The following is a 22,378-nucleotide window of genomic DNA, read 5'->3' as shown; positions in this document are numbered from 1 at the left end:
CGGGCGCCGGTCCCTCGCGTCGCCGCTCAGGCCGCGCACGGCGACACATTCCCACTATGTCCTTCATCAGGGCTCTCTCCGTCGCAAGCGAGGGAAACGCGAGGCGCCCCGGTGACGTGGAGCATGCAGCCCGGGGCGCCGCTCTGGATTGCCTCGCCTGCGAGGGAGAGCAGCTTCAGGCAGCTTCCTCGGCCTTGCGGGGCTTCGCCAGCCACTCGCGGCCCTTCAACATGGCCTTCCAGTAGATCGGCGGCAGCATCCGCTCCTTCAGGAACCACGCCAAATGGCTCGGCTTCGTCCCGTCGATCAGCCACGCGGGGAAGCTCGGCATCAGCTTGCCTCCGTAGCCGAACTCGGCGAGCACTACCCGCCCGCGCTCGACGGTGAGAGGACAGGACCCATAGCCGTCATAGATGGCGGCAGGAGCGCGACCGTCGAGGGTGGCGAGCAGGTTCTCTGCCACAACCGGCCCCTGCTTGCGCACCGCGGCCGCCGTCTTCGCGTTCGGAGCCGAGCAGGCGTCGCCCAAGCCGAAGATATTGCCAAATCGACGGTGACGGAGAGTGCCGGGATCGACCTCGACCCAGCCGGCCGAATCCGCCAGTTCGCTCTCTCGAATGATGCCTGGCGCCCGCTGAGGCGGACAGACGTGCAGCATCTCGAAATCGCGCTCGACGATACGGAGAGTGCCGTCGGCATCCTTCGTGGAGAATCGGGCCCGCTTGGCCTGACCATCTACCGCCGTCAGGGTCGATGTCAGGTTCAGATCGATCCCATAGCGCTCGATGTAGCGCATGAGGGACGGCACGAAGTGCTCGACCCCGAACAGGGTGGCGCCGGCAGAATGGAACTCCACATCGATGTCTTCGAGGCGGCCAGCTCGGCGCCAGCGGTCGCAGGACAGATACATGGCCTTCTGGGGAGCGCCCGCGCACTTGATCGGCATCGGCGGCTGCGTGAACAAGGCCCGGCCTCCACGAAGGTCTCGCACTAGCCGGTCGGTATAGGGAGCCAAATCAAACGAATAGTTCGACGTGACACCGTTCTGGCCCAAGGTGTCCCGCAGGCCCTCAATCCCATCCCAGTTGAGTTCGATGCCTGGCGCGACCACGAGGGCGTCATAGCCAATGCGCGTTCCGTCCGTCAGGCTGAGCCGGTTCAGCGCCGGCTCAAACCCGGCAACCGCCGCTTGATGCCACTTGGCGCCAGTAGGAAGGGTCGATGCCATCGCCCGGGCAGTCTTGGCTTGGTCGAAAATGCCGCCGCCGACCAAGGTCCAGCCAGGCTGATAATAGTGGGTGTCACGCGGCTCGATCACGGTGACGTTGAGATCGGGTCGGCGCCGAAGCAGGCTCGCGGCGGTCGCAAGGCCGCCAGCACCACCGCCAACGATGACGACAGTGGCATTGGTGAGGGGCAGGGTCATAGGAAGTGATCCATTTGGATGAACGAAGCACCGCTCACGCTTGGGTGCGCATCGGCTCGACGCAGATGGGCGGGTGACTGACGCTATTCCTCTTCACGCAGCGAGAGGCGGCCCGGCTTGCCCGAGCGGTCACCTGGTTCGAGGACAGCAGGCTCTTAGGGCGGCCAGAGTTTCCTTCGCGAGGTTCAGGCGGTTGGCTCGCCGTGAAGGGCACTCGTCGAGGGGCGTTCGTTCTCCTTTCGAGCTACCAGGGGCAATAGAGCGTCGCTGGCCTTATATGTTAGATTATTCTAAATAAGTCAATGCTAATTTATAGGACATGCCCGCGTGGATGCCGTGACGCCCTCCGACCTGCTGCACCTCCAAGACAAGACGGCCGATGCGGCGCGGCTGTTGCGCCTGCTCGCCAACGAGAAGCGCCTCCTCATCCTCTGCCTGCTGATCGCGCGCGGCGAGATGGACGTGACCAGTCTCGCCGAGGCCGTTGAACTCAGCCAGTCGGCCCTGTCGCAGCATCTCGCCAAGCTTCGCGAAGACGGGCTCGTGGCGTTCCGGCGAGAGAGCCAGACGCTCTACTACCGATTGGAGGATCCGCGGGCGGCGCGCGTGCTCGCGACCTTAAAGGATATCTTCTGTCCGAACCTCGGCTGAGCGCACGAGCGCGATCAGCCTCGGAAGATCTCCGCTTCAAGCCCCGGCCGGTCAGACCGGTTGCGGAGCTGCAGGCTCAATCCACTCCGGCGCGACGCCAGTTCCGCGATGGCCAGCCCGAGACCGCTCCCCGTCGCACTCTTATGGCGTCCCCGGAAGAAACGCTTCGTCACGTGCGGCAATTCCTCGTCTGGAATGCCTGGACCCTCATCGCGCACGAAGACGCCCCCGCCCTCCGGTCGCCGTCCCCACTCGATCGTCCCGGTCTCCATGTGCTGCACGGCATTCTCGTGCAGGTTCCTGACAGCGAGGCGCAGGCTGTCCGGGTCCCCGCGGATCGTGAAGCCCCGCAGCTCGGGATCGATGACGGTCCGGATGCCGGGCGGCGTCCGCATGGTCCTCACGGTCTCGGTGACCAGCGCGCCCAGCTCGACATCCGTCAACGGCCGGGCTTCCGTGGCGGCGTCGAGCCGGGCGGCGTCGAGGAGCTGGCGAACGAGATGCGCGGTTCGGTCCACCGCCGCCATGATCTGGCGGAGCGCGGCCCTTGTGACGTCCGGGTCCGTGGCGGCCAGCGCCACCTGGGCCTGGGTCTTCAGGCCGGTCAGCGGCGTACGCAGCTCGTGCGCGGCGAAGGCTGTCACGTCCCGCTCGTGACGACGGGCCGCTTCGACCTTAAGGAACAAAGCGTTAAGGGCGGCGGCCAGGGGACGCACTTCCGTCGGCGCCAGTGCGGCGTCGATGGGGCTCATGTCGTCGGCGTCCCGTGCCGCCAGGTTTCGGGCCATCAGCCGCAAGGGGCGGAGGCCACGCCCCAGGCTCACCCAGATCAGCAAGCCGAGCAGCGGGACGATGAGGAGGGCCGGCGCGAGCAGGCCCATGATGAGGTCCGTGACGAGGCGCTCACGCAAGCCGAGGCGGTCGCCCACCATGACGCGGACCCCCTTCTCGGGCTCCTCGACGGTGAAGACCCGCCAGGTCTCGCCATCCACCTCGCGCTCTGAGAAGCCCGCCGGCGCATCGCTCAGGCGCCGCTCGGGGGCGCCGCTAGACCGTGCCACCATCCGACCGTCGATGGACCAGATCTGGCAGGAGAGCTGCCGTTCGTAGGACATCGGGGCCTGGAACGTGCGCGGTGTCCCGTCCGAATCCGGGCCGCCCACCGCACCGACGAGCGAGCTGACCATGCGCGCGGCTTCCTGGAGGCGGTTGTCGAGGACCCGTTCCACCTCGCGCCGGGAGCCCAGGTAGATCCACGCCATGGCGCTCAGCCAGATCAGGCCGGTCGCGAGCAGGAGGATGGCGAAGAGCCTGACGCGCAGCGACTTCATGCGACGGCCCTCATGCGATAGCCGAGGCCGCGAACCGTCTCGATGGCGTGTTTGCCGATCTTGGCGCGCAGGTTGTGGATGTGGACCTCGACCGCGTTGCTCTCGATCTCCTCCTGCCAGCCGTAGAGCCGGTCCTCCAGTTCGGACTTCGAGCGCAGCACGCTCGGCCGTTCCATGAGGGCCGCCAGCACCATGAACTCGCGCCGGGAGACGGTGACCGTCGCCCCGTCGACCGTGACGGTCAGGGTGCCGGGGTCGAGCCTAATGCCGCCGTGCTCCAGGCTCGCCGCCGCTCGTCCCGAGGCCCGCCGCACGACGGCGCGGATCCGGGCGGAGAGCTCGTCGAGATCGAAGGGCTTGCTGAGGTAGTCGTCAGCTCCACCATCGAGCCCCGCGATCCGGTCCGCCACGGCGTCCCGGGCCGTCAGCAGGAGGACGGGTGTTCGGTCACCGCGGCCGCGCAGGCTGCGCAGCACGTCCAGGCCGGAACCGTCCGGCAGCATCAGGTCCAGGACAACGGCACCGAACCGGCTCGCCGCGAGGGCGGCATCGGCGTCGGCGCACGTGGCGACGCAGTCGACCGTCGCGCCGCTCATGGCGAGGCCGGCCCGGAGGCCGTCCGAGATGATGTGGTCGTCCTCGACGACGAGAATGCGCATGCATGTCTCCCTGGCTGTCCGGCACCCTCCGAGCTTGGCTTAAGCCTGGCTTAAGCTGCGCTTCCGACCCGCGGCGGACCGATCCGATCCCGGACCCCGCCCGCTCATGCCGAACCTTTTCGCCCACATTGGTCTCGCCATCCTCGTCTGGACAGGCGCGGCCCTCTGGTCGCCGGGGCAGTGTCAGGAACAGTCCGCCCGGCGGACGCCTTTCACTCTCACCGCCACCCGCGAAGCCGACCTCTCGCTCCGCCTGCATTGGACCATTCCTCCCGGCACTTACCTCTACCGGGACAAGATCGGGGCAGAAGCCAGGGCCGGCCTTGAGCTTCCCGTCAGCACCGCGCCGGGCGAGACCAAGGACGATCCGAATTTCGGGCCCACGGAAGTCTACCACGGCTCGGCCGAGGCCATCGTTCCGGGCACAGCGCTCGCCAGCCTGCGGGAGGTGCGGGTCACCTTCCAGGGCTGCGCCGAGGGGGGCATCTGCTACCCGCCGGTCACAAAGCGACTGGACCTCGCCGCCCTTGCAAACGCCGATGCACCCTCAGGCGGCGAAGCCGTCCGTGCCGCCGAGCCTCCCGGCGGGACGGCCACGACGGCCTCGCGCCCGGGCGTCTTTCCCGCCGGACCTGCCATCTTCCTCGTCGGCAACCTGACCGGCGTCCTAATGGGGATGTTCGGGCTCGGCCTCCTCCTGGCGTTCACCCCCTGCGTGCTGCCGATGGTGCCGATCCTGTCGGGCATGCTGGTCCGCTCCTGCCAAGCGCTCACGCCAGGGCGGGGGCTCGTGTTGTCCGGGAGCTACGTCCTCGCCATGGCGGTAGCCTATGCTAGCCTCGGCGTCGCGGCGGCATGGCTGGGTCGCAACCTGCAGGTCGCCCTCCAGACACCCCCGGCCCTCGGCCTCATGGCCGCCGCTTTCGCCGCACTCGCCCTGTCGATGTTCGGTCTATTCGACCTCCAGGCACCGCGCTGGTGGCGAGATCGCCGGAGTGGCGCGCCCGCGGCGAAAGGGGGATCGATCCTCGGCGCCGCGCTGCTCGGCTTCAGCTCGGCCCTGATCGTCGGGCCTTGCGTGACGCCGCCTCTCGCCGCCGCGCTCCTGTACGTCGCCCAGACCGGCGACGTCCTGCGCGGCGCGCTGGCCCTGTTCGCGCTCGGCCTTGGGATGGGCGCACCGCTCGTGCTGGTCGGCACGTTCGGCGCCGGTGTCCTGCCGCGGTCCGGCCCATGGCTGGTGCGGGCCAAGCAAGCGTTCGGCTTCGTCTTCCTGGCGCTCGCGGTCTCGCTGATCACCCGCCTGCTGCCGGACGGGCTGTCGCTCCTGCTCTGGGGCGCGCTCGCCATCGGCTTCGGGCTGTCGGTCGCGGCGGTTGCCACGAGCGGCATCCCGGCGCGCGTGGGCAGGACGGCGGGGATCGTGACCGTCGCCTACGGCTGCGCCCTCGTCGTTGGCGCCGCGGCGGGCGGATCCGCCCCCCTCGGACCGCTCGCCGGCTTCGGCTTTCCGCAGGTGGGTCGGGCCACCGAGGCCCGCACGGTTTCCTCCGTCTCCGCATTCGAGACCGCCCTCCAGGCCGCACGTGCCGAGGGGAAGCCGGTGCTCATCGAGTTTGCCGCCGACTGGTGCACCGTCTGCAGGACGAATGAGCGGACGGTCCTGGCCGATTCCGGGGTCCGCGAGAGGCTCAAGGCCGTCTCGGTTATCCGGGCCGACGTCACCCGCGACGACGCCGACACGCGTGCCCTGATGCGGCGCTTCGAAGTCGTCGGACCGCCGACCCTCATCCTGATGCGCCCCGACGGGGGCGAGGTGCGGGAGGGTCGCACCGAGGGCGAGCTCACGGTCGAGGCCCTGACCCGCCGCCTCGCCCTGGTCGGCGCCTGAGCCAGCCGCCTTTGACAACCCCACGGAGACCGTCATGGACCGCAGGACCCTGCTCGCCCTTCTGCCCGCCGCCGCGCTCGCGCCGACCCTGCTGGCACCGCCGGGCATGAGCCAAGCCTTCGCCGAAGGCATCGACGCGAATGCCATCCTCAACGACCCCGAGGCGCCTGTCTCCGGCAACGCGAAGGGCGACCTGACCATCGTCGCCTTCCTCGATTACAATTGCCCCTTCTGCAAGAAGTCCGAGCCCGACCTACTCCGGCTGGTGAAAGCGGACGGACGGATCCGCCTCGTCCACAAGGACTGGCCGATCCTCGGCGACGCCTCCGTCTACGGTGCCCAGCTCGCCCTCGCGGCGAAGTACCAGGGCCGCTACGACGCGGTGCATCGGGCGCTCATGGCCATTCCGGGCCATAAGATCCCGAAGGAGCGGATGCTGGAAGCCGTGTCCGCCGCGGGCGTCGACATGGCCCGCTTGGAAGAGGACCGGAAAACCCATCAGGCTGAGATCGCCGCTCTGCTCCAGCGCAACCTAGACCAAGCCGATGCTCTCGGCCTGCAGGGCACGCCCGTCTTCCTGATCGGCCCGCTGAAGGTGGCCGCGGCCCTCGACTTTGACGGATTCAAGCAGGCTGTGACCCAGGCGCGCGCCAGGGGCCGCTCGTGATGCGGCGGGCCTTGCGTCTCCCGGCATTGATCGCGCTCGCCGCGGCACTCGGCGCCTGCACGGCCTCGATGGGGGCGCCAGCCCGTGTCGCCGGAGCCAGGCCACACATCGCGCCGGATGCCGTGCGCCGGTACGCGACGATCACGGACGAGCCGTTCCCGGTCGAGGCGGTCGATCCGCGCGACCTCAAGGCCCGCAACGTCCGTCAGGTGGTCGACTTCCCCACGAAGGAGCCGCCCGGCACACTCGTGGTCGATCCCTACAGGCGGTTCCTCTACCTCGTCCTGGAGGGCGGCAAGGCGATGCGCTACGGGGTCGGCGTCGGCAAGGCGGGTTTCGAATTCACCGGCGAGGCAACGATCGCCCGCAAGGCCACCTGGCCGCGCTGGACGCCGACGCCCGACATGATCCGCCGGGACCCGGAACGGAATCGGCGCTGGGCCGGCGGCATGCCGGGCGGGGAGAGGAATCCCCTCGGAGCCCGGGCGCTCTACCTGTTCAAGGACGGCAAGGACACGCTCTACCGCATCCACGGCACCACGGAGCCATGGAGCATCGGCGAGGCGGTCTCCTCCGGGTGCATCCGCATGCTGAACCAGGACGTCATCGACCTGCATCGGCGCGTGCCCATCGGCACGAAGGTCGTGGTGCTCGGGTCGCGGGGCACCCTCGACGCCGCGCGCCGGGTCGGGCCGGAGACGACGGGCAGCGTCGGGAGCGGCACGTCCGCCGGACCGGAGCCTGAGGACGGGTTCGATCACGCGCGGCTCGACAGCCTGTCCGCCGGCCACCCGAAGGCTCCGGAGCTGCAGACTGACGACGGAGAGCCCGACGACGACCGTCGTTAGGAGCCGAATGCGCGCGGTCCTGCTCGCGACCTCGGAGCGGGCGCCGCCCCGGCCGGCTCGGCAGCGCCGGCCGGGTACTACGCGGACCAGAAGGTGGTCTATCACAACAGTGGGGGCGGTCCGGACGGTACCGCTTACTTCGAACACCTGCTCGGCAATCTGCGCAACCATGTGGAGGCCGTAGGCAAGGAGCACGTCGACATACGCGTGGTGAGCCTCCGCGACGGGGTCGCGCTCCTCCAGTCTGCCGTGGACAACAAGGATCTTGCCGGACGCATCGATGCCCTCCGGGCCGCGGGCGTCAGGTTCCTGGTCTGCGCCAACACGTTGAGGGAACGGAAAATCGACCGCGGCGCTCTCTACGGCGTGAGCGAGGACGATATCGTGCCGAGCGGCGTCGCCGAGTTGGCGCGCCTGCAGGGCATGGGGTTCGACTACATCCACCTTTAGCTCGGCGAGAAGGCGAGGCCGTTCCGGCGTCCTACCATCAGAGCCTGGCCGCCATGAGCGCGTGACCCGCCCGGGTGTCGTGGTCGCCCGGGCCCGGTCCGATGGGGCCGAAATCGCCCCGGAGCGCCTTCAGAGCGTTGCGCTCGACCTCAATCTCGCGGGCCGTGCGGAAGCCGAGCCGCCGAAGCACCGGCAAGGGCGGGCACCAGCCCTGAACGGCGTGCTGGAGCAGGAACGCTGTCACCGCCAGCGGCAGGGCGAGCCAGCGCCGGTCGGCGGTCATGCCCAGCACGGTTCCGGTGAGCGCCAGCGTCGCGGCATTGGCCTCCAGTGTCCGCTCGATGTCCCACTCCGCGTCGAGCTCGCGTATCCGGCGACCGATGGCCTGCGGGTGCTCGGCATGCCAGCGGACACTGGCATTGAGGTCGGCGGCGATGCGCTGGTTGTCGTGCGCGCCTGTGTGAAGCGGGACCCGCTTCGCCGTTCCGGGGATCATTGGCCATCTCCCTCTTGACGTTAGATTAGAAATATCTAATTAAGCATCATCTAATTCTGCTGCGGTTGAGTGCGGGGGGGCCACCCGTCCAACGACAACCGCGGAAGTGGCCTGAGGATCATGCGGCGCCCACGGGTTTGCCGCTGCCGCAGCTCGGGAGAGATCACCATGGACGGCTTCACGCCACTCAGCGCTACCCTCGGCGGCCTCATGATCGGCGCCTCCGCAGCCGTGTTCCTGCTCCTCAACGGACGCGTGGCCGGCATCAGCGGCATCCTCGGTGGGCTGCTCGCCCGGCCGTCACGAGAGACCGGCTGGCGGATCGCCTTTCTGGCCGGCTTGGTCCTGGCGCCGCTGGTCTATGCCGGCCTGGGAGGCAGCCTGCCGCCGGTGACGGTTGCCACTTCGTTCCCGCTCCTAGTGTTCGCGGGCCTGCTCGTCGGGTTCGGCGCGCGCCTTGGGGCCGGCTGCACCAGCGGCCATGGCGTCTGCGGCATCGGTCGCGGCTCACCCCGCTCCCTCGTCGCGACGGGCACCTTCATGGCCGTCGCCATCCTGACCGTCCTCGTCACGCGTCGCCTGCTCGGAGCCTGAGCCATGGCCAAGATCGCCTCCGCCTTTGCCGTCGGCCTGCTATTCGGGCTCGGCCTGCTCGTCTCCGGCATGGCTAACCCGGCCAAGGTCCTCGCTTTCCTCGACGTGACCGGACGTTGGGACCCGAGCCTCGCCCTCGTCATGGCGGGCGCCGTCGCGGTCTCGGCCGCTGGCTACTTGATCGCGAGGCGCAGGCGCCGGCCGCTGCTTGCGCCACGGTTGGAGATCCCGACCCGGCGCGATCTCGATCCGCGCCTGATCACCGGTGCCGCGATCTTCGGTGTGGGCTGGGGTCTTGCCGGCCTCTGCCCCGGGCCGGCGCTGACCATCCTCACGGTCGTTCCAGCCCAGGCCGCCACTTTCGTGGCCGCCATGGTCGTCGGCATGCTGCTGTTCCGCCTTGTGCCCTCGGCGGCCTCGAAGCCCTCGGCGGTGCAGGGAGTGGACGCGTGATGCCCAACTTGCTGACATCCGGCCTCGCGACCGGCTCGGGCGGGGTCGTCGGCGTGATCCTCGGCCTCGTTGGCGGAGGGGGCTCGATCCTGGCAGTTCCGCTCCTGACCTACGTGGTCGGGGTGAGCTCGCCTCACGTGGCCATCGGCACGAGCGCCCTGGCGGTTTCGGCCAGTGCGGCGGGCAACCTCGTCCCGCATTGGCGCGCCGGGATGGTGAAGTGGCGGTGCGCGGCGGTGTTCTCGCTCGCCGGTGTCCTTGGTGCGCTCGCCGGCTCGGCGGCGGCCAAGGCGGTCGCTGGGCAGAGCTTGCTGGCCCTGTTCGGGGTCGTGATGCTCGTCGTCGGGGGTATGATGCTGCGCAAGCGGCGCGGCGCGGGCGATCCGGACGTGCGCCTGACCAAGCAGAGCGCCCCGGTGCTCCTGCCCTGGCTGCTCGGCATCGGCTTCGCCGTGGGCCTGTTCTCCGGCTTCTTCGGCATCGGCGGAGGGTTCCTGATCGTGCCGGGCCTGATGCTGGCGACGGCCATGCCCCTGCCGATGGCCATCGGCACCTCGCTGGTTGCGGTCAGCGCCTTCGGCGCCGCCACCGCGGCGAGCTACGCCGCCTCCGGCCTGATCGATTGGCCGCTCGCCGGCCTGTTCATCCTCGGAGGCATGCTCGGCGGCGTCGCGGGCGCCCGCCTCGGCAAGCGCCTCGCCGCGCACAAGCGCGCCCTGACCATCACCTTCGCCGGCCTCGTCATCCTGGTCGGCCTCTATGTCGTCGCCCGCGGAGCGCTACCGCTCCTCGGCGCGGCGACCTGAACCCGGACGGAGGAGATTCATGTCGGACCAGACCACCGCGCCCTTGCGCGGACGGCCCATCGTGACGGGCTTCCACGACGAGCCGACCGGCAGCATCCAGTACGTCGTCGCGGATCCCGACACGAAGCGCTGCGCCATCATCGACCCGGTGCTCGACTTCGACCCGAAGTCCGGCGCGACCGCCACCCGGTCCGCCGACGCCCTGCTCGCCCATATCGAACGTGAGGGCTACGCGCTGGAGTGGATCCTCGACACGCACCCGCACGCCGACCACTTCTCGGCGGCCGGCTACCTGCACGACAGGACCGGCGTCCCGACCGCCATCGGCGAGAAGGTCGTCGCGGTGCAGCGGCTCTGGAAGGGGCTCTACAACCTGCCCGACACGTTCCGAACGGACGGCTCACAGTGGTCGCGCCTCTTCGCCGACGGCGAGCGCTTCGGGATCGGCAACCTCGACGTCGAGGTGATGTTCACGCCGGGCCACACCCTGGCCTCCATCGCCTACCGGGTGGGGGACGCCGCCTTCATCCACGACACCTTGTTCATGCCCGACAGCGGCTCGGCGCGGGCCGACTTCCCGGGCGGCGACGCGCACGTGCTCTGGCGTAGCATCCAGCGCATCCTGGCCCTGCCGGACGAGACGCGGCTGTTCACCGGACACGACTATCGCCCGGGCGGGCGGGCGGCGGCGTGGGAGAGCACCGTCGCGCGGCAGCGGGCCGAGAACAAGCACCTGACGGAGACCGAGACCGAGGAGGCGTTCGTGCGGATGCGCGAGGCGCGCGACCGTGAGCTGCCGATGCCGAAGCTCATCCTGCCTTCGCTGCAGGTCAACATCAGGGGCGGCCGCCTGCCCGAACCCGAGGCGAACGGAAAGCGGTACCTGAAGATCCCGCTGAACGCGCTCGACGGCGCGGTTTGGGGCGAGTGATGGAGACGATCATGACGACGAAGAGCGCGAAGGACTTGGTGGCTGAGGCGAGCCGCGCGGTGGAGACCCTGTCGGCCGAGGAGGCGTTGGCGCGCCTCGGGCAGCCGGACACGGTGTTCGTCGACGTGCGCGAGGGCGAGGAGCTGAGCAAAACCGGCAAGATCGCAGCAGCGGTTCACGTGCCGCGCGGATTCCTGGAGTTCCAGGCCGATCCGTCGAGCCCGACCCACAGGGCCGAACTCGGAGGTGGCAAAAAGCTGCTGCTCTACTGTGGCTCGGGTAATCGCTCGGCGCTGGCTGCCAAGACGCTCATGGACATGGGGATCGGCCCGGTCGCTCACGTAGCCGGCGGCTTCTCCGCGCTAGAGAAAGCGGGCGGGCCAGTAGAGCGGATGTGACCGCAGGCGAACTGTATCCGGCGCTTGGCCCCTACAACGGTTATCCTCGGCGTTTAAGTCCTCACCTGGGGACAAGTGTCGGCGTGCCGCCTGAGGCGCAGGCACGGGCCGAAGTAAACTGGACAAGTGTCTGTTTCGAGTTGGGAAGCGGGCCCCACGATTGCCGCCGCTCATGTTCCGCTTCGAGTCACATGGAGGTCGACTGAGCCGCAATGAAGGCCCGCTTCTGCCGTTTGAACGCCGGAAGCGGACGAGCCGCTTTCGGCCAAACCTAATCATTTCTAATTGCCGCTGCGCTGAGATGCTGATCACGATGCGGACATTTTGTCCGGATCGCCCTCGCGAGCGCAATTTTGTCGACGTGTCTGGCGAGCGCTGACAGAGCTGCTGCGTGGGTATACCGGGAGGGGGCATGCCCCGGGATAGAGCCACCCTCAAAGGTGCAACGCTCACCTAAGCGCCATTGACAGACAGTTTCCCTGTATCACTCTGTGCAATGTCCGTTGCACAGAGTGATACATGTAGCTGATGGCCCATAGCCGCTTCATCTCCTACCTACGCGTCAGCACCGATCGACAGGGCCGGTCTGGGCTCGGACTGGAAGCACAACGCGCAGACGTTGCTGACTACCTCAATGGTGGCGCCTGGAAATTGGTCGCCGAGGTAGTCGAGATCGAGAGCGGCGCGAACAGTGAGCGGCCGGAATTGGCCCGTGCCCTTGCGCTCTGTCGCGCCCACCGCGCCACGCTTGTGGTTGCCAAACTCGACCGGCTTGCCCGGGATGCGCATTTCTTGCTCGGCCTGCACAAAGCCGGCGTCGACTTCGTCGCGTGCGACATGCCTGCGGCGAACAGGATGACTGTGGGCATCATGGCGGTGGTCGCCGAGGAGGAGCGGCGGATGATCTCTGCCCGGACGAAAGCTGCTCTCGCGGCCGCTAGAGCGCGAGGTCAAACGCTTGGAGGTTTCAGAGGCCGGGCGGGCACGGCCGCGGACACAGCCAAGGCTCGTGCTGCCCGCGGACGCAAGGCCAACGCTCAAGCCGAGGCTCTTGCGCCAATTCTGGCGCGCCTCGATCCGACCGGTGTAGCGTCGCTGCGCGCTGTTGCGGCCGCATTAGAGTGCGAAGGGATACCTACGCCAAGCGGAGGCGGTAGATGGACTCCAACCGCCGTAAGAAGGCTGCGCAGCCGCCTTGCGCCCGAAAGAGAATTGGGCGCCTCAGCCAGCAAAAGCTTATAGCCGGCTGATCGCACCGGTGCCCTCCCCTGCCGATTCTGGAATATGCAGGAGTGCTGCCCAGTTTCACATAAGCACACGCTGTATGAAGTTCCGCGTATTTCATCTGTCTGATCTGTCTGATGACTAGCCATCGATATCAGACAAAGTGTCTTATTTGACTTGAGGTGTAATTTGTGTTGTTTATTGGGCATGCAGTCGGTTCGTTTTGCTGATTGGAAGGATGTGAGCAATGATGCCATTTCTTAGGAAACATGATAATGGCATATACTACATACATTGGGTCGAAGGCAGGCGTAGCCGCAGGAAAACAACTAAAATGCGGGATGATCGCAGCGCGGTGATCTATTTCGCTAACTGGGTGCTGGACGAATGGGCGGCTCTGCCATTCGTTCCACCAAAAAGTCGAGACGCGCGTATGAGTGCTGTCTGGGAGAGACTAAAGCCGAGGTATGACGAGGAGCGCCGAGCCGAGTGCCGTGCGATCGCACAGCGTCAGGCCGAACGTCGTGCTGGCTAGGCGATCGCGCTGTGACGCTGAACTTGCACGGGGTGCTTCGAGCTTGATGATAGGATTTGTGCAGCTCAGATGCGCTTTGAGCGGTGACGCGTCGGACATTTTGTCTGATGCTCGATGGTCTGCCCAAAGCCATTTGGCCATTGAGCGTTTCAGTCGAACAGCCCACTGATTGGTGTCTCGTTCTCTGTGGGCTCCGTTATCTCAGCGTCGAGCTGCGCGATGTGAGCCTGAAGCCTCGCCCGGAGCATCTCGAGTTCGGCTCGATCCGGCGTCGGCGCAGAGGGTGGCTCACGCATAATCGTCTCGAGCCACCGGCGCGCCTCGCGATTGCGGCGCACATGCGCTCGCTCCGCCGCGCTGCCGGGCTTGTGCGTCCGTTGCCACTCCTCGTAGCGTGCACGCTCATCCGCCGTCATAGCCGCAACCCGAGCGCGCTTCTCACGCTGTTTCCAGGCCTTGTAGGCGTCGCTGCGCGGCTTGCCTGTTGGCAGGCCACTGGGGAAGCCTGGTGTATGCCAGCCAGCTGGTCCGTCGCCGCGCGGCGTGGCACCGCCGTGAAGTTTGCACCGCTTCCGGCCTTTTGCTGGGATCTGCCGGCAGGGCTCACCGGTCGATTTGGCCATCGCACCGCAGATCGGGTGCAGGTGCCGTTCGGCGTTGAACCGCCGCAGCGCCGCGTTGGCGATGGCGCGGAATTCGGTCGAGGATGACCAGGGGTGTGGCTGCCTCGGCCGGTCGTTCGTGCCCGGCAATCGTCGTTTCATGGTACGACCTCGTGAGGTATGGCGGTCAGCCCGCCGTCTCGCCGGCAAGCGGATGTTTTGTCGGCTGGTCCCCGAAGCGCCCCGTCGTTCGCCGCAGCCCACCGCTTCCGCATGGCCTCGCGCGGCGGAATCGGGGCGACCGCCGCTACGGCGTCGACCTGGCGCAGGGTCTCGAAGGTGCGGTCGAACAGACCGACAGATAGATGGGCGCTCGTGCGCCAGCAGCGCAGTCGGGCGATGCACACGGCGTGTTCGAGGTCAGGGACAAACGGGCCCCGAGCGTCGGCCGTGGTGATCATGACCGACCATACACTCAGCAGACGGGGGTTTGGGGTGTTTGGGGGGTCGGTTCTACCTCTATACAAGAAACTGTCGCTGCTTCTTCCCGCGTAATGATCATAGGAACCCCCCAAAACCCCCAAAACCCCCGTGAAGCATCACCCATGGTCAGGATGCTAGCCGTCATCGTGGACCGCTCGTGGCGGGATCGATCGCGCAGAGCGAGAAGCGGTTGCCGTGGCTGCCGTCGACCTTCATCTCGATGCGCAAGCTGTCGACCACGCGCCCGCTTATGCGTGCCAGCCATTTGCCGAGGCGCCGGCTACTGACCGCGCCGCCGTCGCCGGCCTGTCGCAGCAGCAGGTCGCGGAATTCTGGCCTCAGAAACTCCTGCTGATTGGGATGGAGGCTGCTGGAGGGCGCCTTCTCGCACGCGGACTTGATAATCGTGTTCGTGGTGAAGCCGCTCGACAGCCCCAGTTGCTCCTGCCAGTGACCGAATAGCTCGCGGATGGCGGACAGTTCGGGGTCCTCCTCGCGCGCAGTCTCCATGCTCGCGCACGGGTCCGGCTGGCCGAGCCAGATCAGCGGCGCGCGCACCGCCTCGGTCCAGTCCTCGTAGCTGCCGACCGGACCGCACACCTTCGGTGCGCCCGCGGCACGGTAGGCCCTGATGATCGTGAGCACGGCCGCGACGTACCGGCCGCGATCGGTCATCACCCTGTCGATCGGGTCGAAGTCAAAACCGCGAAGCTCGGGGCGCTCGGCCTTGGTGTCCAGGGTGCAGAGCACGGTGCGCCGGGTCATGTCGCCGACCAGGATCAGGCCGTTGCCGGTGGCGAACACCGTCGCGCGGCACTCCAGCTCGGGCGCCTCGCTCTTGCCGAGAATCCGGACCCGCACGAGCGGCCGTTCGGTGAGCTGGCACAACATGTCGCCGCCGAGCTCGCCGTTGACGTTATCGATCGACACGATCGGCACCGCCTCGCGCAGCAGTGCGCCGAGCCGCTTCTCGGTCTCCTCCTCGGTCTTGCCGGCCGCGATCACCGGGCAGCACCGTCCGGTGGCGATAGTACTGGCGAGATCCACGAGGTAGCTCTTGCCCGTGCCCGGCGTGGAGGCGCGGATCGCGTGGAGGGGGGCGGTGGTCAGCACGCTGCGTACCAGCGCAGTGAGGATGCCCGACAGCGCCACAGCGCGGTCGACCGGGCCGACGAATGGGAAGCCGATCAGCAGGTCTTCCAGGAGTTGCAGCGCAAGCTCGGCGTCCGCCCGGCTCGGATGCTCAGGGATCGCCGGCATCCGAAAGTCCCGATCCAGGGAGAGGAACAGCCGAGTCTCGGGATCGTAGCCGGGGTGGTCGAGGATCGTGCCGTCCGCGCGCAGGGTCGGCGTGGTGATGATGCCCGCGATCGGGTGCAGCTGCCAATCGCCGTCGCGGGCGAGAAGCGCGGTCATGATCTCGGCCGGTGGGTTGATCGTCACCCAGTCCTTCGACCGCCCGTCGAAGCGCTGGTAGCGGACGGTTCGCGCGACGTGGTCGGCGAGGCTGTGCACGCACATCGGCTTGAGGCGCGCCGCCGTCGTCTGATGCCCCTTCGCTGCCGGAACGGCCTCGATCACCGGCCGGACGAGGCTGCCGGAGCGGGTGAAGATCGGCACGTCCGCCGCGAGGATCGCCTGCTCTGTCTCGGTGACGGCGCGCGGCACCTCGCCGTTGACGACACGGATGGTGGGGAGGTCGTCGAGCCCATCTTCTCCGTCTGTGGCAGAAGATCCACTGCGGCGCTCCTCACGGTTCTGGACGGGCGCCCCGGAGCGTACTTTGCGCTCAGGAAACGCGCGCGGCTTGGCGGCGCCGGAGGTCAGCCCGCTCTCGATTGTCGCGAGGGCAGCGTGCTGGCCGTCGTCTTGGACGAGGCCGCTAGTGACCGCGGCCTCAAGGAGACGATGCGTGGCCGTGCCGGCGTCGAGGCGACCGGCGCCGACGAAGGTGCCGAGCTTGAACGCGGCAACGTTCAACACCGAATTGCGCTGGCCCCGCGGCGCCTGAGCGACGGCGGCGCACTCTTCCTCGACAGCACGAAGGATGTAGCTGTCGGGCACGTCGCCGTTGATTGCGCGGGAGCGACCTCCGTTCGATCTCGCGTCGGGCTCATGCTCAGGCGCGACTTCGGCGCGGGGCGATACTTTGGATGCAGGTGTCGGCTCCGCCTTCCTGAGCAGGTCGAGCAGCCGGTCCGGGACACGCGCGAACTGGAATGCGTGCTCGGGCTGCGCGAGGCGGTACTCCCGGCCGTCCGCCCTCCGGCTCGGTGCGGCGATGATGTAGCCGCCAATTCCGCGCACGTCGATGCCAGGTGGCAGGGCGCCGCGGCTGTTGGTGATGGTGATGCTCTCCGGGTACGCGAAAAGCAGGTGGAGGCCACCGCTGGGGGTGATGTGCGTATGGGTCGTGGGCACATCGCCGTGCGCCGCGGTTACCCACTCCCAGGCCGCTACCCCGTCCGGGTCACCCGGCTTCTTCGGCACGTCTTGGTCGATGGCGAACAAGCCGGACTCAGGACCGGTGCGCAGGCCGATCATGGCGTGCGGGTGCTCGCGCCACCACGCGCGGATCTGCGCCTCGTCGCAAGTCGCCTTGTAGAGGCCGCCGGTCTTGGGGATCGGGTTGCCGTTCGCATCCTCGTCCCGCGGGACCAGCGGCTGCTTGGTCGCTGGGTTGCAGGGGAGCACTGGGATCCCGTGGCGGGCATAGATGAGGGCGTGCTCGACCATGCTGACGCTATGATCGGAGGGGCGGGCATTCACTGCGCCGTCTCCCTCACGCTGACGAGGATGAGCGCGGCGTTCGGGTTCTCAGCCCTCACCATTCCGACCCATTCTAGTTCGCGCTCAGGGCGGGTCTCGATGACGAGGCCGTTCGATCCGAACGCGATAGGGGCCTTAACCGCCTCCTCGTAGGCAATCTTCAAGGGTGCGGCGGCAACGATGGCGACGACGCGAGATCGGGCGATCAGGCGGCGGACCGATTTCGGATGGAAGCCGGCCGGCCCCATCGCTGTGTGCATGTCGTCCCCAATGATCGCGATGAAGGGCTTGGTCTTGGGGACGTCAAACCGGCCGGCGTGCTGGGGTATCGTCGCCCAGGCGACGCCGTGGTCGCGCACGGCCAGCAGGATCGGGCGCATGTGATCCGGCGCGAACGCGAGCGCTGTGTCGAGCCGGGAGCGCGGCAAACCGGTGTGGAAGGCGACGCTCATCGATCGCTCCCACCTTGCTGTAGTCGCAGGGTCAGCGTGACGAAGCTAGCCGTGACGATGACCTCCTCATTGAGGCTGTGGGCTACTCCAGCGACCTCGACGATCTCCTCGCCAATCCACTCCTCGCCGTGGTTCGCGCGGCAGCGAAGGAAATTGGCAACGTCTAGAACGGACACGCTTTGTCCGGCGCGCATGTGCTTGAGGAGGCGCATACGGTCGGCGACCGCGCTGCGAGCAGAGGTGGGCATCTGCCCAGGCGTTTTACTCTTCATCATCGGAGGGCCATGCGCGCCGCATTGGATCGCTTTGCCCGTGCCGCGGCGCCGCGGTTTCCCGGCCTCCAAGGCTCGGCGTTCTCAACGAGGCTCAAGACACCCGCAGTCTCGACGACAACCCGGCCGGCGAGGCGCTTGAGCTTCAGCCGACCTTCCGATGCCAGCCGATAGATCGTCGTGCGGGAAAGCCCTGTGACATCGCCGGCGACGTCCATGCGGAGGTGCGGCCGCTTTTGCCACGGGATGGCATCACGTCGCTCGGCGGGTCTTGGTGAGCGGGTCATGATGATCTGCCTCGTCTGATCTGTCGGACGACATGACCATAGCCGGCAGACAGAGACCTGAGGCGCAGACAAAAACTCGATTGGCCTAAGTCATTGAAAAATAGTCGAAAGTACGTGAAAAATTTCGATCATGAATTTTCTTCCGCGCGACGCCTCATGGCTCGCCGCTCACGCCTGTACTCCTGTTTGACGGCATCTATTTTGCGATGTGGCTCTTGCTCGGCGACAGCAGCTGAGAACCCGTGCTGTCCGGTGTGTTGAATGACTTTTATGATGCGTAAGAGAGCGACAAAGTCCGACACCGGCGGCCGTCCAGGCTTAGCTTCGCGCCACTCGTAGACCGGCTTCGGTGGCCCAAATGGCCTTACCGTTTCACCTGTAATCGGGTGTGTTACGAGTTCTGGATTCCTGAGACGTTTAAGGTAAAGCTTCATTCGAGCTGGCTTTGCCTTGAGAGAAGATTTTTCGATCACCGGCGCAGCGTTCTTCGATTTTTTGACCGGACGCCCTAGATACTTCCCATTTACGGTGCGCTTGGTCTTCGCGAGCTTCCGCGCCATCTTCATGCTGCGGCTCCGTCGACAGGCTGCAGCGTGGGTACTGGGCTCGGTGCCAGGGGCGTGACGGCTCGGCGCGCGATCTCCTCCGTCGCCTCGACGATGTAGGCGGAGTAGTGGTCCTCAATCATCTGCACGCTGGTATCGTGCAGTGCCGCGACGAGCCTTACCGGTACGCCAGCGCTCAGCGCCCGCACGATCGAGCTGTGGCGCAGGCACAGCATGACCGTCCCGGGGGGCGCCTCGGCCCGGGTCCGAGCCCTGTCCCATAGGCGCAACGCCGCCGAGGCTGTGGCCCAAGGCCCTCGATCGACCCGCTCCCAGGTGACGGGCCCGACTTGTCGATGCCGCCAATGCATCAGGAGCGGCTCGTGCCCGCGCCGGCCGGCGAGGACGGGCTGCAAACGCTCGATCACGTCGGCTCCGACCGGCACAGCGATGGGCGTCGGACGCTTACCAGCGCGGCCCTTGTTCGAGGGTGGCACCATGATCCGACCACGCGCGGCCTGCACGTCGCCCACGGTGATCCTGGCGACCTGCGAATGGCGAGCTCCCGTGGCGGCCATGACCAGCACGAGCCGCCCAAAATCGCCGGTCTCGTCAACGACGAAGGCCGCGTCGACCAGGCGCCGGATCTCGGCGTCGGGCAGGATCTGCTTGCGCGCGCTTGATCCTGCTGAGATTGCCTTCGTGCCGGTGCGGATCTCAGCGGCGAGCGTGGCCGGCAGCGCGCGAAGATGGTGTTCGGCGGCTGCATTGAGAGCGGCGCGCAGGTCGTTCAGCAGACGGTTGACGGTGGTGGGTTGCAACTCGCCCGATAGGCGCTGTCGCCAAGCCCGGATGGTGCTAGCATTCAGCTTCGCGAGGTGCGTATCAGCGAAGACCTGATCAGAGAGGACGTGCTTGCCGAGGCGCTTCTCGGCGTCCCTCCCCGCCGCTGGAGCACGCGCTGAGCGGGCGGCGACATAAGCTTCGACTGCGGTGCGGACGCTTAGGACCTCGGTACCACCCCCCTCCCCTTCGCCGTCGAGACGACGTACCTGAGCGCGCGCCCATTCGATGGCTGCCGTCACCGCAGCTGGGTACGAGAGGGCGTCTGGATCCGATCCAGGGTCGTCAGCCTGGGCGAGGCGTTGCTCGACGCGGTTCCCATCGATCACCAGCTTGACGATCCAGGCGCCAGGTCCTCGCGCAGGCTTGCGGTAGCCCAGGCTAACGCCGCCCCGCCCTCCTGAAACACCCTGCCAGCGTGGGTTCTTAGCCGGCGGAAGCCGGGCCCGCTTAGCGACACTGTCGAAGCTGCTAGGTTTTGCCATCGATTGGTCTCACACAGCGTCTCACACAGACCGATCGACCAACTATGATAGCGGGAGACGGGAAATGCCAGTATGCTGAGCGGATTACCGCGTTCGCTTTTATCCTCTCTGCCTCGTGGCGGCCCTTTCACGGCGAAAACACGGGTTCGATTCCCGTAGGGCGCGCCACTTGCGCACGGAACTGCGAGCGGCGGGTACGGTCGCGCCGCGCGATCCAGTCAAGGCAGGCTCCGGGTTCTCCTTGGCACCGACGCTGCGGATCGGATCAGCCCGGTCGAGGATCGCCCTCCTTCGGAGATCAGCGTGCCGTGATGACGGCGCGCTCTGTTGCGAGCGCGAGCATCTCCAGAGCGTTCCCGACGGCGGCAAACTCCGCGGTGTTGTCGAAGATGCACCAGGCGCGGCGGCCGAGGGCCCTGTGCTGGTGCAGGCGCTCGGCCATCCGGGTGAGGATGGGCGGCTCGTAGGCCGAATGGTACATCCGTGGGGAGCCGTGGAGCCGGTAATAGATGAGGTCCGGCCAGCCGCCCGGGGTGCCGGCCCCTCGCACCGGCGCGGGGTCGGCGGCGACGCGGGCGATCGCGAGGTCGGACAGGCGCTGATCGACGTCCTGCGCAAACCAGGTGGCGTGGCGCGGCTCACAGACGACGTCCCCCGGGAAGGCCCGCCGGAAGCCCGCCAGAAACGGCGCGGCGGATGCCGGATCGAAGGCCAGACTCGGCGGAAGCTGAAGCAGCAGGGGCCCGAGCTTCGGCCCGAGGCCCGCCACCTCGGCCAGGAAGCGATCCAGGGCTTCGTCCGTGCCGACCAGGCGCCGCGCATGCGTGATCGTCCGCGGCACCTTCACGGCGAAGCGGAACCCGTCCGGCACCGCGGCGGCCCAGCGCGCGTAGGTCGTCACCCGATGGGGTCGATAGAAGGACGTGTTGATCTCGACCGCGGAGAAAAGCTGCGCGTACCGCTCCAAATGGCTGCCGGCTTCGGGGAAGTGCGCGGCGTGGACCTTCGGCAGGCTCCAGCCGGCGGTTCCAAGGGCGATGGGGTGTGAGCTATGCATCGGATCCGACGACGGGCCATAAGCCGGGCCGGCCAGAGGGGCGCCAGGCGATCGGGTAGGTCTGCGCATGCGCGGGGTTGAAGAGGTCTTCGATCGTCTCTCGCGGTCCGCATTCCGTCAGCGCTTTCGGCTTTCGGCCGCCGACCGGGCCTACCTGGATGAGAAGGGGCTTCCGACGGTTCTAGAGCACGCGCGAGACTTCGTGAAACGGCGCCTCGCGCCCGCAGAGCCGAGGAACGACGGCAAGCAGACGCCGTTTCGCGGCCATCCGGTCTTCACGGCGCAGCACGCGACAGCCACCTGCTGCCGCGGTTGCCTGGCCAAGTGGTACGCCGTCCCGGCCGGGCAGGCGTTGACCGCCGCCGAGCAGGCCCATGTGGTCGAGGCCATCGGCCGCTGGCTGCGCGCTCAGGGCGGCGACGGCGCCTGACGAGGCCCGCGCCTCCCCCGCGATCCCAGGTCGAGACCGACGCCCCGCGGATCGGCTCCCGGACGCGAGCGGCCGGCGCGTCGGCTAGGCCGTGGCGGTCCAGCCCAGGACCGCCGTCAGCGGATCGCCGGCGTCGCCTTCGGGCTTCAGGATGCGGGCCTCGATGCGCGCGAATCCCGCGCGCTGCAGATACAGCTGCACCAGTTGCGCGTGGCCCGTGCCGTCGAGGGCGCTCCAGATCGCGACCGCCTTGGTCGGGAAGCAGCGGTTCGAGAAGCTGATGACCACCGGCGCGCCGGGGCGCAGGACCCGCGCGACCTCGGACAGGACGTCCACGGGGCGCTGCAGATACTGCACCGAGACGCAGATCAGGGCCGCGTCCACGCTCGCCGTGTCGAGCGGCAGCTGCGGCTGCGCGTTGAGATCCTGCATGAAATGCCGCGTCAGGCGCGGATTGGCGGCCAGCTCCGCCGCGTTGAGGCCCTGGCCGATGACGCGCGCGTAGGCGACCTCGTCCGGCAGGTGGCTGATCCAGCTCGACATCAGGTCGAGGACCACACCGCCCGGGGGGACGACCGCCCTGTAGAGGTCGGTCACGGCGGCGATGGCGGCGGCATCGATATGGGTGACGAGGCGCGGCTGCGCGTAGAAGAGCGGGTCCGGACTGCGATCGGGCTTGGCGAACGCCTCTGCGGGCAGCTCCGGCAGATCCTGAACCATGCGGGGTATGCCTTCGTGTCGCGCCAAGGGCCGGATTTGCGCCGCGGCGCCCGCCCCGGGGCGGGCGGACGCG

The 22,378-nt window shown here is 67.7% G+C and carries 23 protein-coding genes and 1 pseudogene; 12 read left to right on the top strand and 12 right to left on the bottom strand.

Annotated features, from left to right (window positions below; all coding sequences use genetic code 11):
* Window positions 1–175 precede the first annotated feature (175 nt).
* Window positions 176–1,426, bottom strand: coding sequence for an FAD/NAD(P)-binding oxidoreductase (locus WYO_RS12105; protein ID WP_007562671.1), 1,251 nt, complete (start codon window positions 1,424–1,426; stop codon window positions 176–178).
* Window positions 1,427–1,753: 327 nt separating this feature from the next.
* On the opposite strand from WYO_RS12105, the gene WYO_RS12100 reads away from it, so the two are divergent.
* A complete protein-coding gene (locus WYO_RS12100; protein WP_007562669.1) occupies window positions 1,754–2,077 on the top strand; it encodes a metalloregulator ArsR/SmtB family transcription factor in 324 nt (107 codons plus the stop codon).
* A gap of 14 nt (window positions 2,078–2,091) precedes the next feature.
* Here the strand turns inward: WYO_RS12100 and WYO_RS12095 are convergent, their stop codons facing one another.
* Together WYO_RS12095 and WYO_RS12090 are read right to left on the bottom strand one after the other, a co-directional pair.
* A complete protein-coding gene (locus tag WYO_RS12095) occupies window positions 2,092–3,408 on the bottom strand; it encodes a sensor histidine kinase N-terminal domain-containing protein (RefSeq protein ID WP_007562667.1) in 1,317 nt (438 codons plus the stop codon).
* Window positions 3,405–4,067, bottom strand: coding sequence for a response regulator (locus WYO_RS12090; RefSeq protein WP_007562664.1), 663 nt, complete (start codon window positions 4,065–4,067; stop codon window positions 3,405–3,407). Before WYO_RS12090 ends, WYO_RS12095 begins: the two co-directional genes overlap by 4 nt.
* A gap of 106 nt (window positions 4,068–4,173) precedes the next feature.
* Here WYO_RS12090 and dsbD point away from each other — a divergent pair, with 106 nt between their 5' ends.
* The 4 genes and pseudogenes from dsbD to WYO_RS29010 all read left to right on the top strand — a co-directional run bounded on the left by dsbD (window position 4,174) and on the right by WYO_RS29010 (window position 7,923).
* Complete coding sequence (gene dsbD, locus WYO_RS12085) at window positions 4,174–5,958, top strand: protein-disulfide reductase DsbD (protein WP_007562663.1); 1,785 nt, start codon at window positions 4,174–4,176, stop codon at window positions 5,956–5,958.
* 34 nt (window positions 5,959–5,992) lie between these two features.
* Window positions 5,993–6,625 carry a DsbA family protein gene (locus WYO_RS12080; RefSeq protein WP_007562661.1) on the top strand — a complete coding sequence of 211 codons (633 nt, stop codon included), beginning with the start codon at window positions 5,993–5,995 and terminating at the stop codon, window positions 6,623–6,625.
* Window positions 6,625–7,473 (top strand): L,D-transpeptidase, encoded by an 849-nt coding sequence (locus WYO_RS12075; RefSeq protein WP_007562659.1) that lies wholly within the window; start codon window positions 6,625–6,627, stop codon window positions 7,471–7,473. Before WYO_RS12080 ends, WYO_RS12075 begins: the two co-directional genes overlap by 1 nt.
* A 7-nt stretch (window positions 7,474–7,480) precedes the next feature.
* Window positions 7,481–7,923: pseudogene (locus WYO_RS29010) on the top strand (DsrE family protein).
* A 37-nt stretch (window positions 7,924–7,960) separates the two neighbouring features.
* Here WYO_RS29010 and WYO_RS12065 read toward each other — a convergent pair.
* Window positions 7,961–8,419: a DUF2892 domain-containing protein gene (locus tag WYO_RS12065; RefSeq protein WP_007562657.1), complete on the bottom strand. Its 459-nt coding sequence runs from the start codon at window positions 8,417–8,419 to the stop codon at window positions 7,961–7,963.
* 168 nt (window positions 8,420–8,587) lie between these two features.
* On the opposite strand from WYO_RS12065, the gene WYO_RS12060 reads away from it, so the two are divergent.
* From WYO_RS12060 to WYO_RS29865, 6 genes are all read left to right on the top strand, one after another.
* Window positions 8,588–9,013, top strand: coding sequence for a YeeE/YedE family protein (locus tag WYO_RS12060; RefSeq protein WP_007562656.1), 426 nt, complete (start codon window positions 8,588–8,590; stop codon window positions 9,011–9,013).
* Between the two features lie 3 nt (window positions 9,014–9,016).
* Window positions 9,017–9,466 carry a DUF6691 family protein gene (locus WYO_RS12055; RefSeq protein ID WP_007562655.1) on the top strand — a complete coding sequence of 150 codons (450 nt, stop codon included), beginning with the start codon at window positions 9,017–9,019 and terminating at the stop codon, window positions 9,464–9,466.
* On the top strand, window positions 9,466–10,272 hold the full coding sequence (locus WYO_RS12050; RefSeq protein WP_007562654.1) for a sulfite exporter TauE/SafE family protein: 807 nt from the start codon (window positions 9,466–9,468) through the stop codon (window positions 10,270–10,272). Before WYO_RS12055 ends, WYO_RS12050 begins: the two co-directional genes overlap by 1 nt.
* 19 nt (window positions 10,273–10,291) lie before the next feature.
* Entirely contained in the window at window positions 10,292–11,203 is a 912-nt protein-coding gene (locus WYO_RS12045; RefSeq protein ID WP_007562653.1) for an MBL fold metallo-hydrolase, read from the top strand.
* An 11-nt stretch (window positions 11,204–11,214) separates the two neighbouring features.
* Window positions 11,215–11,601 (top strand): rhodanese-like domain-containing protein, encoded by a 387-nt coding sequence (locus WYO_RS12040; protein WP_007562652.1) that lies wholly within the window; start codon window positions 11,215–11,217, stop codon window positions 11,599–11,601.
* A gap of 528 nt (window positions 11,602–12,129) precedes the next feature.
* Window positions 12,130–12,843: a recombinase family protein gene (locus WYO_RS29865; RefSeq protein WP_081496966.1), complete on the top strand. Its 714-nt coding sequence runs from the start codon at window positions 12,130–12,132 to the stop codon at window positions 12,841–12,843.
* A gap of 666 nt (window positions 12,844–13,509) precedes the next feature.
* Here WYO_RS29865 and WYO_RS30855 read toward each other — a convergent pair.
* The 7 genes from WYO_RS30855 to WYO_RS12005 all read right to left on the bottom strand — a co-directional run bounded on the left by WYO_RS30855 (window position 13,510) and on the right by WYO_RS12005 (window position 21,155).
* Window positions 13,510–14,124 (bottom strand): HGGxSTG domain-containing protein, encoded by a 615-nt coding sequence (locus WYO_RS30855; protein ID WP_128754988.1) that lies wholly within the window; start codon window positions 14,122–14,124, stop codon window positions 13,510–13,512.
* Between the two features lie 462 nt (window positions 14,125–14,586).
* Window positions 14,587–17,181 (bottom strand): bifunctional DNA primase/polymerase, encoded by a 2,595-nt coding sequence (locus tag WYO_RS32160; RefSeq protein ID WP_052311416.1) that lies wholly within the window; start codon window positions 17,179–17,181, stop codon window positions 14,587–14,589.
* 29 nt (window positions 17,182–17,210) lie between these two features.
* Window positions 17,211–17,666 carry a hypothetical protein gene (locus WYO_RS12020; protein WP_007562649.1) on the bottom strand — a complete coding sequence of 152 codons (456 nt, stop codon included), beginning with the start codon at window positions 17,664–17,666 and terminating at the stop codon, window positions 17,211–17,213.
* On the bottom strand, window positions 17,663–17,941 hold the full coding sequence (locus WYO_RS12015) for a hypothetical protein (RefSeq protein ID WP_007562648.1): 279 nt from the start codon (window positions 17,939–17,941) through the stop codon (window positions 17,663–17,665). The genes WYO_RS12020 and WYO_RS12015 overlap by 4 nt, the downstream gene beginning before the upstream one ends.
* 412 nt (window positions 17,942–18,353) lie before the next feature.
* On the bottom strand, window positions 18,354–18,791 hold the full coding sequence (locus WYO_RS30845) for a hypothetical protein (RefSeq protein ID WP_128754987.1): 438 nt from the start codon (window positions 18,789–18,791) through the stop codon (window positions 18,354–18,356).
* Window positions 18,788–19,942 carry a tyrosine-type recombinase/integrase gene (locus tag WYO_RS12010; protein ID WP_230367255.1) on the bottom strand — a complete coding sequence of 385 codons (1,155 nt, stop codon included), beginning with the start codon at window positions 19,940–19,942 and terminating at the stop codon, window positions 18,788–18,790. Before WYO_RS12010 ends, WYO_RS30845 begins: the two co-directional genes overlap by 4 nt.
* A 454-nt stretch (window positions 19,943–20,396) precedes the next feature.
* Complete coding sequence (locus WYO_RS12005) at window positions 20,397–21,155, bottom strand: DUF72 domain-containing protein (protein ID WP_007562645.1); 759 nt, start codon at window positions 21,153–21,155, stop codon at window positions 20,397–20,399.
* Between the two features lie 67 nt (window positions 21,156–21,222).
* Between WYO_RS12005 and WYO_RS12000 the strand changes: the two genes are divergently transcribed.
* Window positions 21,223–21,585: a DUF4186 domain-containing protein gene (locus WYO_RS12000; RefSeq protein ID WP_007562644.1), complete on the top strand. Its 363-nt coding sequence runs from the start codon at window positions 21,223–21,225 to the stop codon at window positions 21,583–21,585.
* An 84-nt stretch (window positions 21,586–21,669) separates the two neighbouring features.
* Here WYO_RS12000 and WYO_RS11995 read toward each other — a convergent pair whose 3' ends face one another.
* Window positions 21,670–22,305, bottom strand: a complete 636-nt coding sequence (locus WYO_RS11995) for a methyltransferase domain-containing protein (RefSeq protein WP_007562643.1) — start codon at window positions 22,303–22,305, stop codon at window positions 21,670–21,672.
* Between the last annotated feature and the right edge of the window lie 73 nt (window positions 22,306–22,378).

Origin of the sequence: Methylobacterium sp. GXF4 (assembly GCF_000272495.1) — a bacterium.
In the GTDB taxonomy this organism is placed as follows: Bacteria; Pseudomonadota; Alphaproteobacteria; order Rhizobiales; family Beijerinckiaceae; genus Methylobacterium; species Methylobacterium brachiatum.
The sequence above is the reverse complement of the archived record's forward strand: the minus strand, read 5'-3'. Positions and strand labels throughout refer to the sequence as shown.

Coding starts and splice junctions, on each gene's coding strand:
- WYO_RS29865 (WP_081496966.1), top strand. CDS start 12,130: ATGGCCCATAGCCGCTTCATCTCCTACCTACGCGTCAGCACCGATCGA.
- WYO_RS12075 (WP_007562659.1), top strand. CDS start 6,625: ATGCGGCGGGCCTTGCGTCTCCCGGCATTGATCGCGCTCGCCGCGGCA.
- WYO_RS12060 (WP_007562656.1), top strand. CDS start 8,588: ATGGACGGCTTCACGCCACTCAGCGCTACCCTCGGCGGCCTCATGATC.
- WYO_RS12015 (WP_007562648.1), bottom strand. CDS start 17,941: ATGATGAAGAGTAAAACGCCTGGGCAGATGCCCACCTCTGCTCGCAGC.
- WYO_RS12045 (WP_007562653.1), top strand. CDS start 10,292: ATGTCGGACCAGACCACCGCGCCCTTGCGCGGACGGCCCATCGTGACG.
- WYO_RS12090 (WP_007562664.1), bottom strand. CDS start 4,067: ATGCGCATTCTCGTCGTCGAGGACGACCACATCATCTCGGACGGCCTC.
- WYO_RS12105 (WP_007562671.1), bottom strand. CDS start 1,426: ATGACCCTGCCCCTCACCAATGCCACTGTCGTCATCGTTGGCGGTGGT.
- WYO_RS12005 (WP_007562645.1), bottom strand. CDS start 21,155: ATGCATAGCTCACACCCCATCGCCCTTGGAACCGCCGGCTGGAGCCTG.
- WYO_RS12080 (WP_007562661.1), top strand. CDS start 5,993: ATGGACCGCAGGACCCTGCTCGCCCTTCTGCCCGCCGCCGCGCTCGCG.
- WYO_RS30855 (WP_128754988.1), bottom strand. CDS start 14,124: ATGAAACGACGATTGCCGGGCACGAACGACCGGCCGAGGCAGCCACAC.
- WYO_RS12095 (WP_007562667.1), bottom strand. CDS start 3,408: ATGAAGTCGCTGCGCGTCAGGCTCTTCGCCATCCTCCTGCTCGCGACC.
- WYO_RS12040 (WP_007562652.1), top strand. CDS start 11,215: ATGACGACGAAGAGCGCGAAGGACTTGGTGGCTGAGGCGAGCCGCGCG.
- WYO_RS32160 (WP_052311416.1), bottom strand. CDS start 17,181: ATGGTCGAGCACGCCCTCATCTATGCCCGCCACGGGATCCCAGTGCTC.
- WYO_RS30845 (WP_128754987.1), bottom strand. CDS start 18,791: ATGAAGATGGCGCGGAAGCTCGCGAAGACCAAGCGCACCGTAAATGGG.
- WYO_RS12050 (WP_007562654.1), top strand. CDS start 9,466: ATGCCCAACTTGCTGACATCCGGCCTCGCGACCGGCTCGGGCGGGGTC.
- WYO_RS12065 (WP_007562657.1), bottom strand. CDS start 8,419: ATGATCCCCGGAACGGCGAAGCGGGTCCCGCTTCACACAGGCGCGCAC.
- WYO_RS12020 (WP_007562649.1), bottom strand. CDS start 17,666: ATGAGCGTCGCCTTCCACACCGGTTTGCCGCGCTCCCGGCTCGACACA.
- WYO_RS12000 (WP_007562644.1), top strand. CDS start 21,223: ATGCGCGGGGTTGAAGAGGTCTTCGATCGTCTCTCGCGGTCCGCATTC.
- dsbD (WP_007562663.1), top strand. CDS start 4,174: ATGCCGAACCTTTTCGCCCACATTGGTCTCGCCATCCTCGTCTGGACA.
- WYO_RS11995 (WP_007562643.1), bottom strand. CDS start 22,305: ATGGTTCAGGATCTGCCGGAGCTGCCCGCAGAGGCGTTCGCCAAGCCC.
- WYO_RS12055 (WP_007562655.1), top strand. CDS start 9,017: ATGGCCAAGATCGCCTCCGCCTTTGCCGTCGGCCTGCTATTCGGGCTC.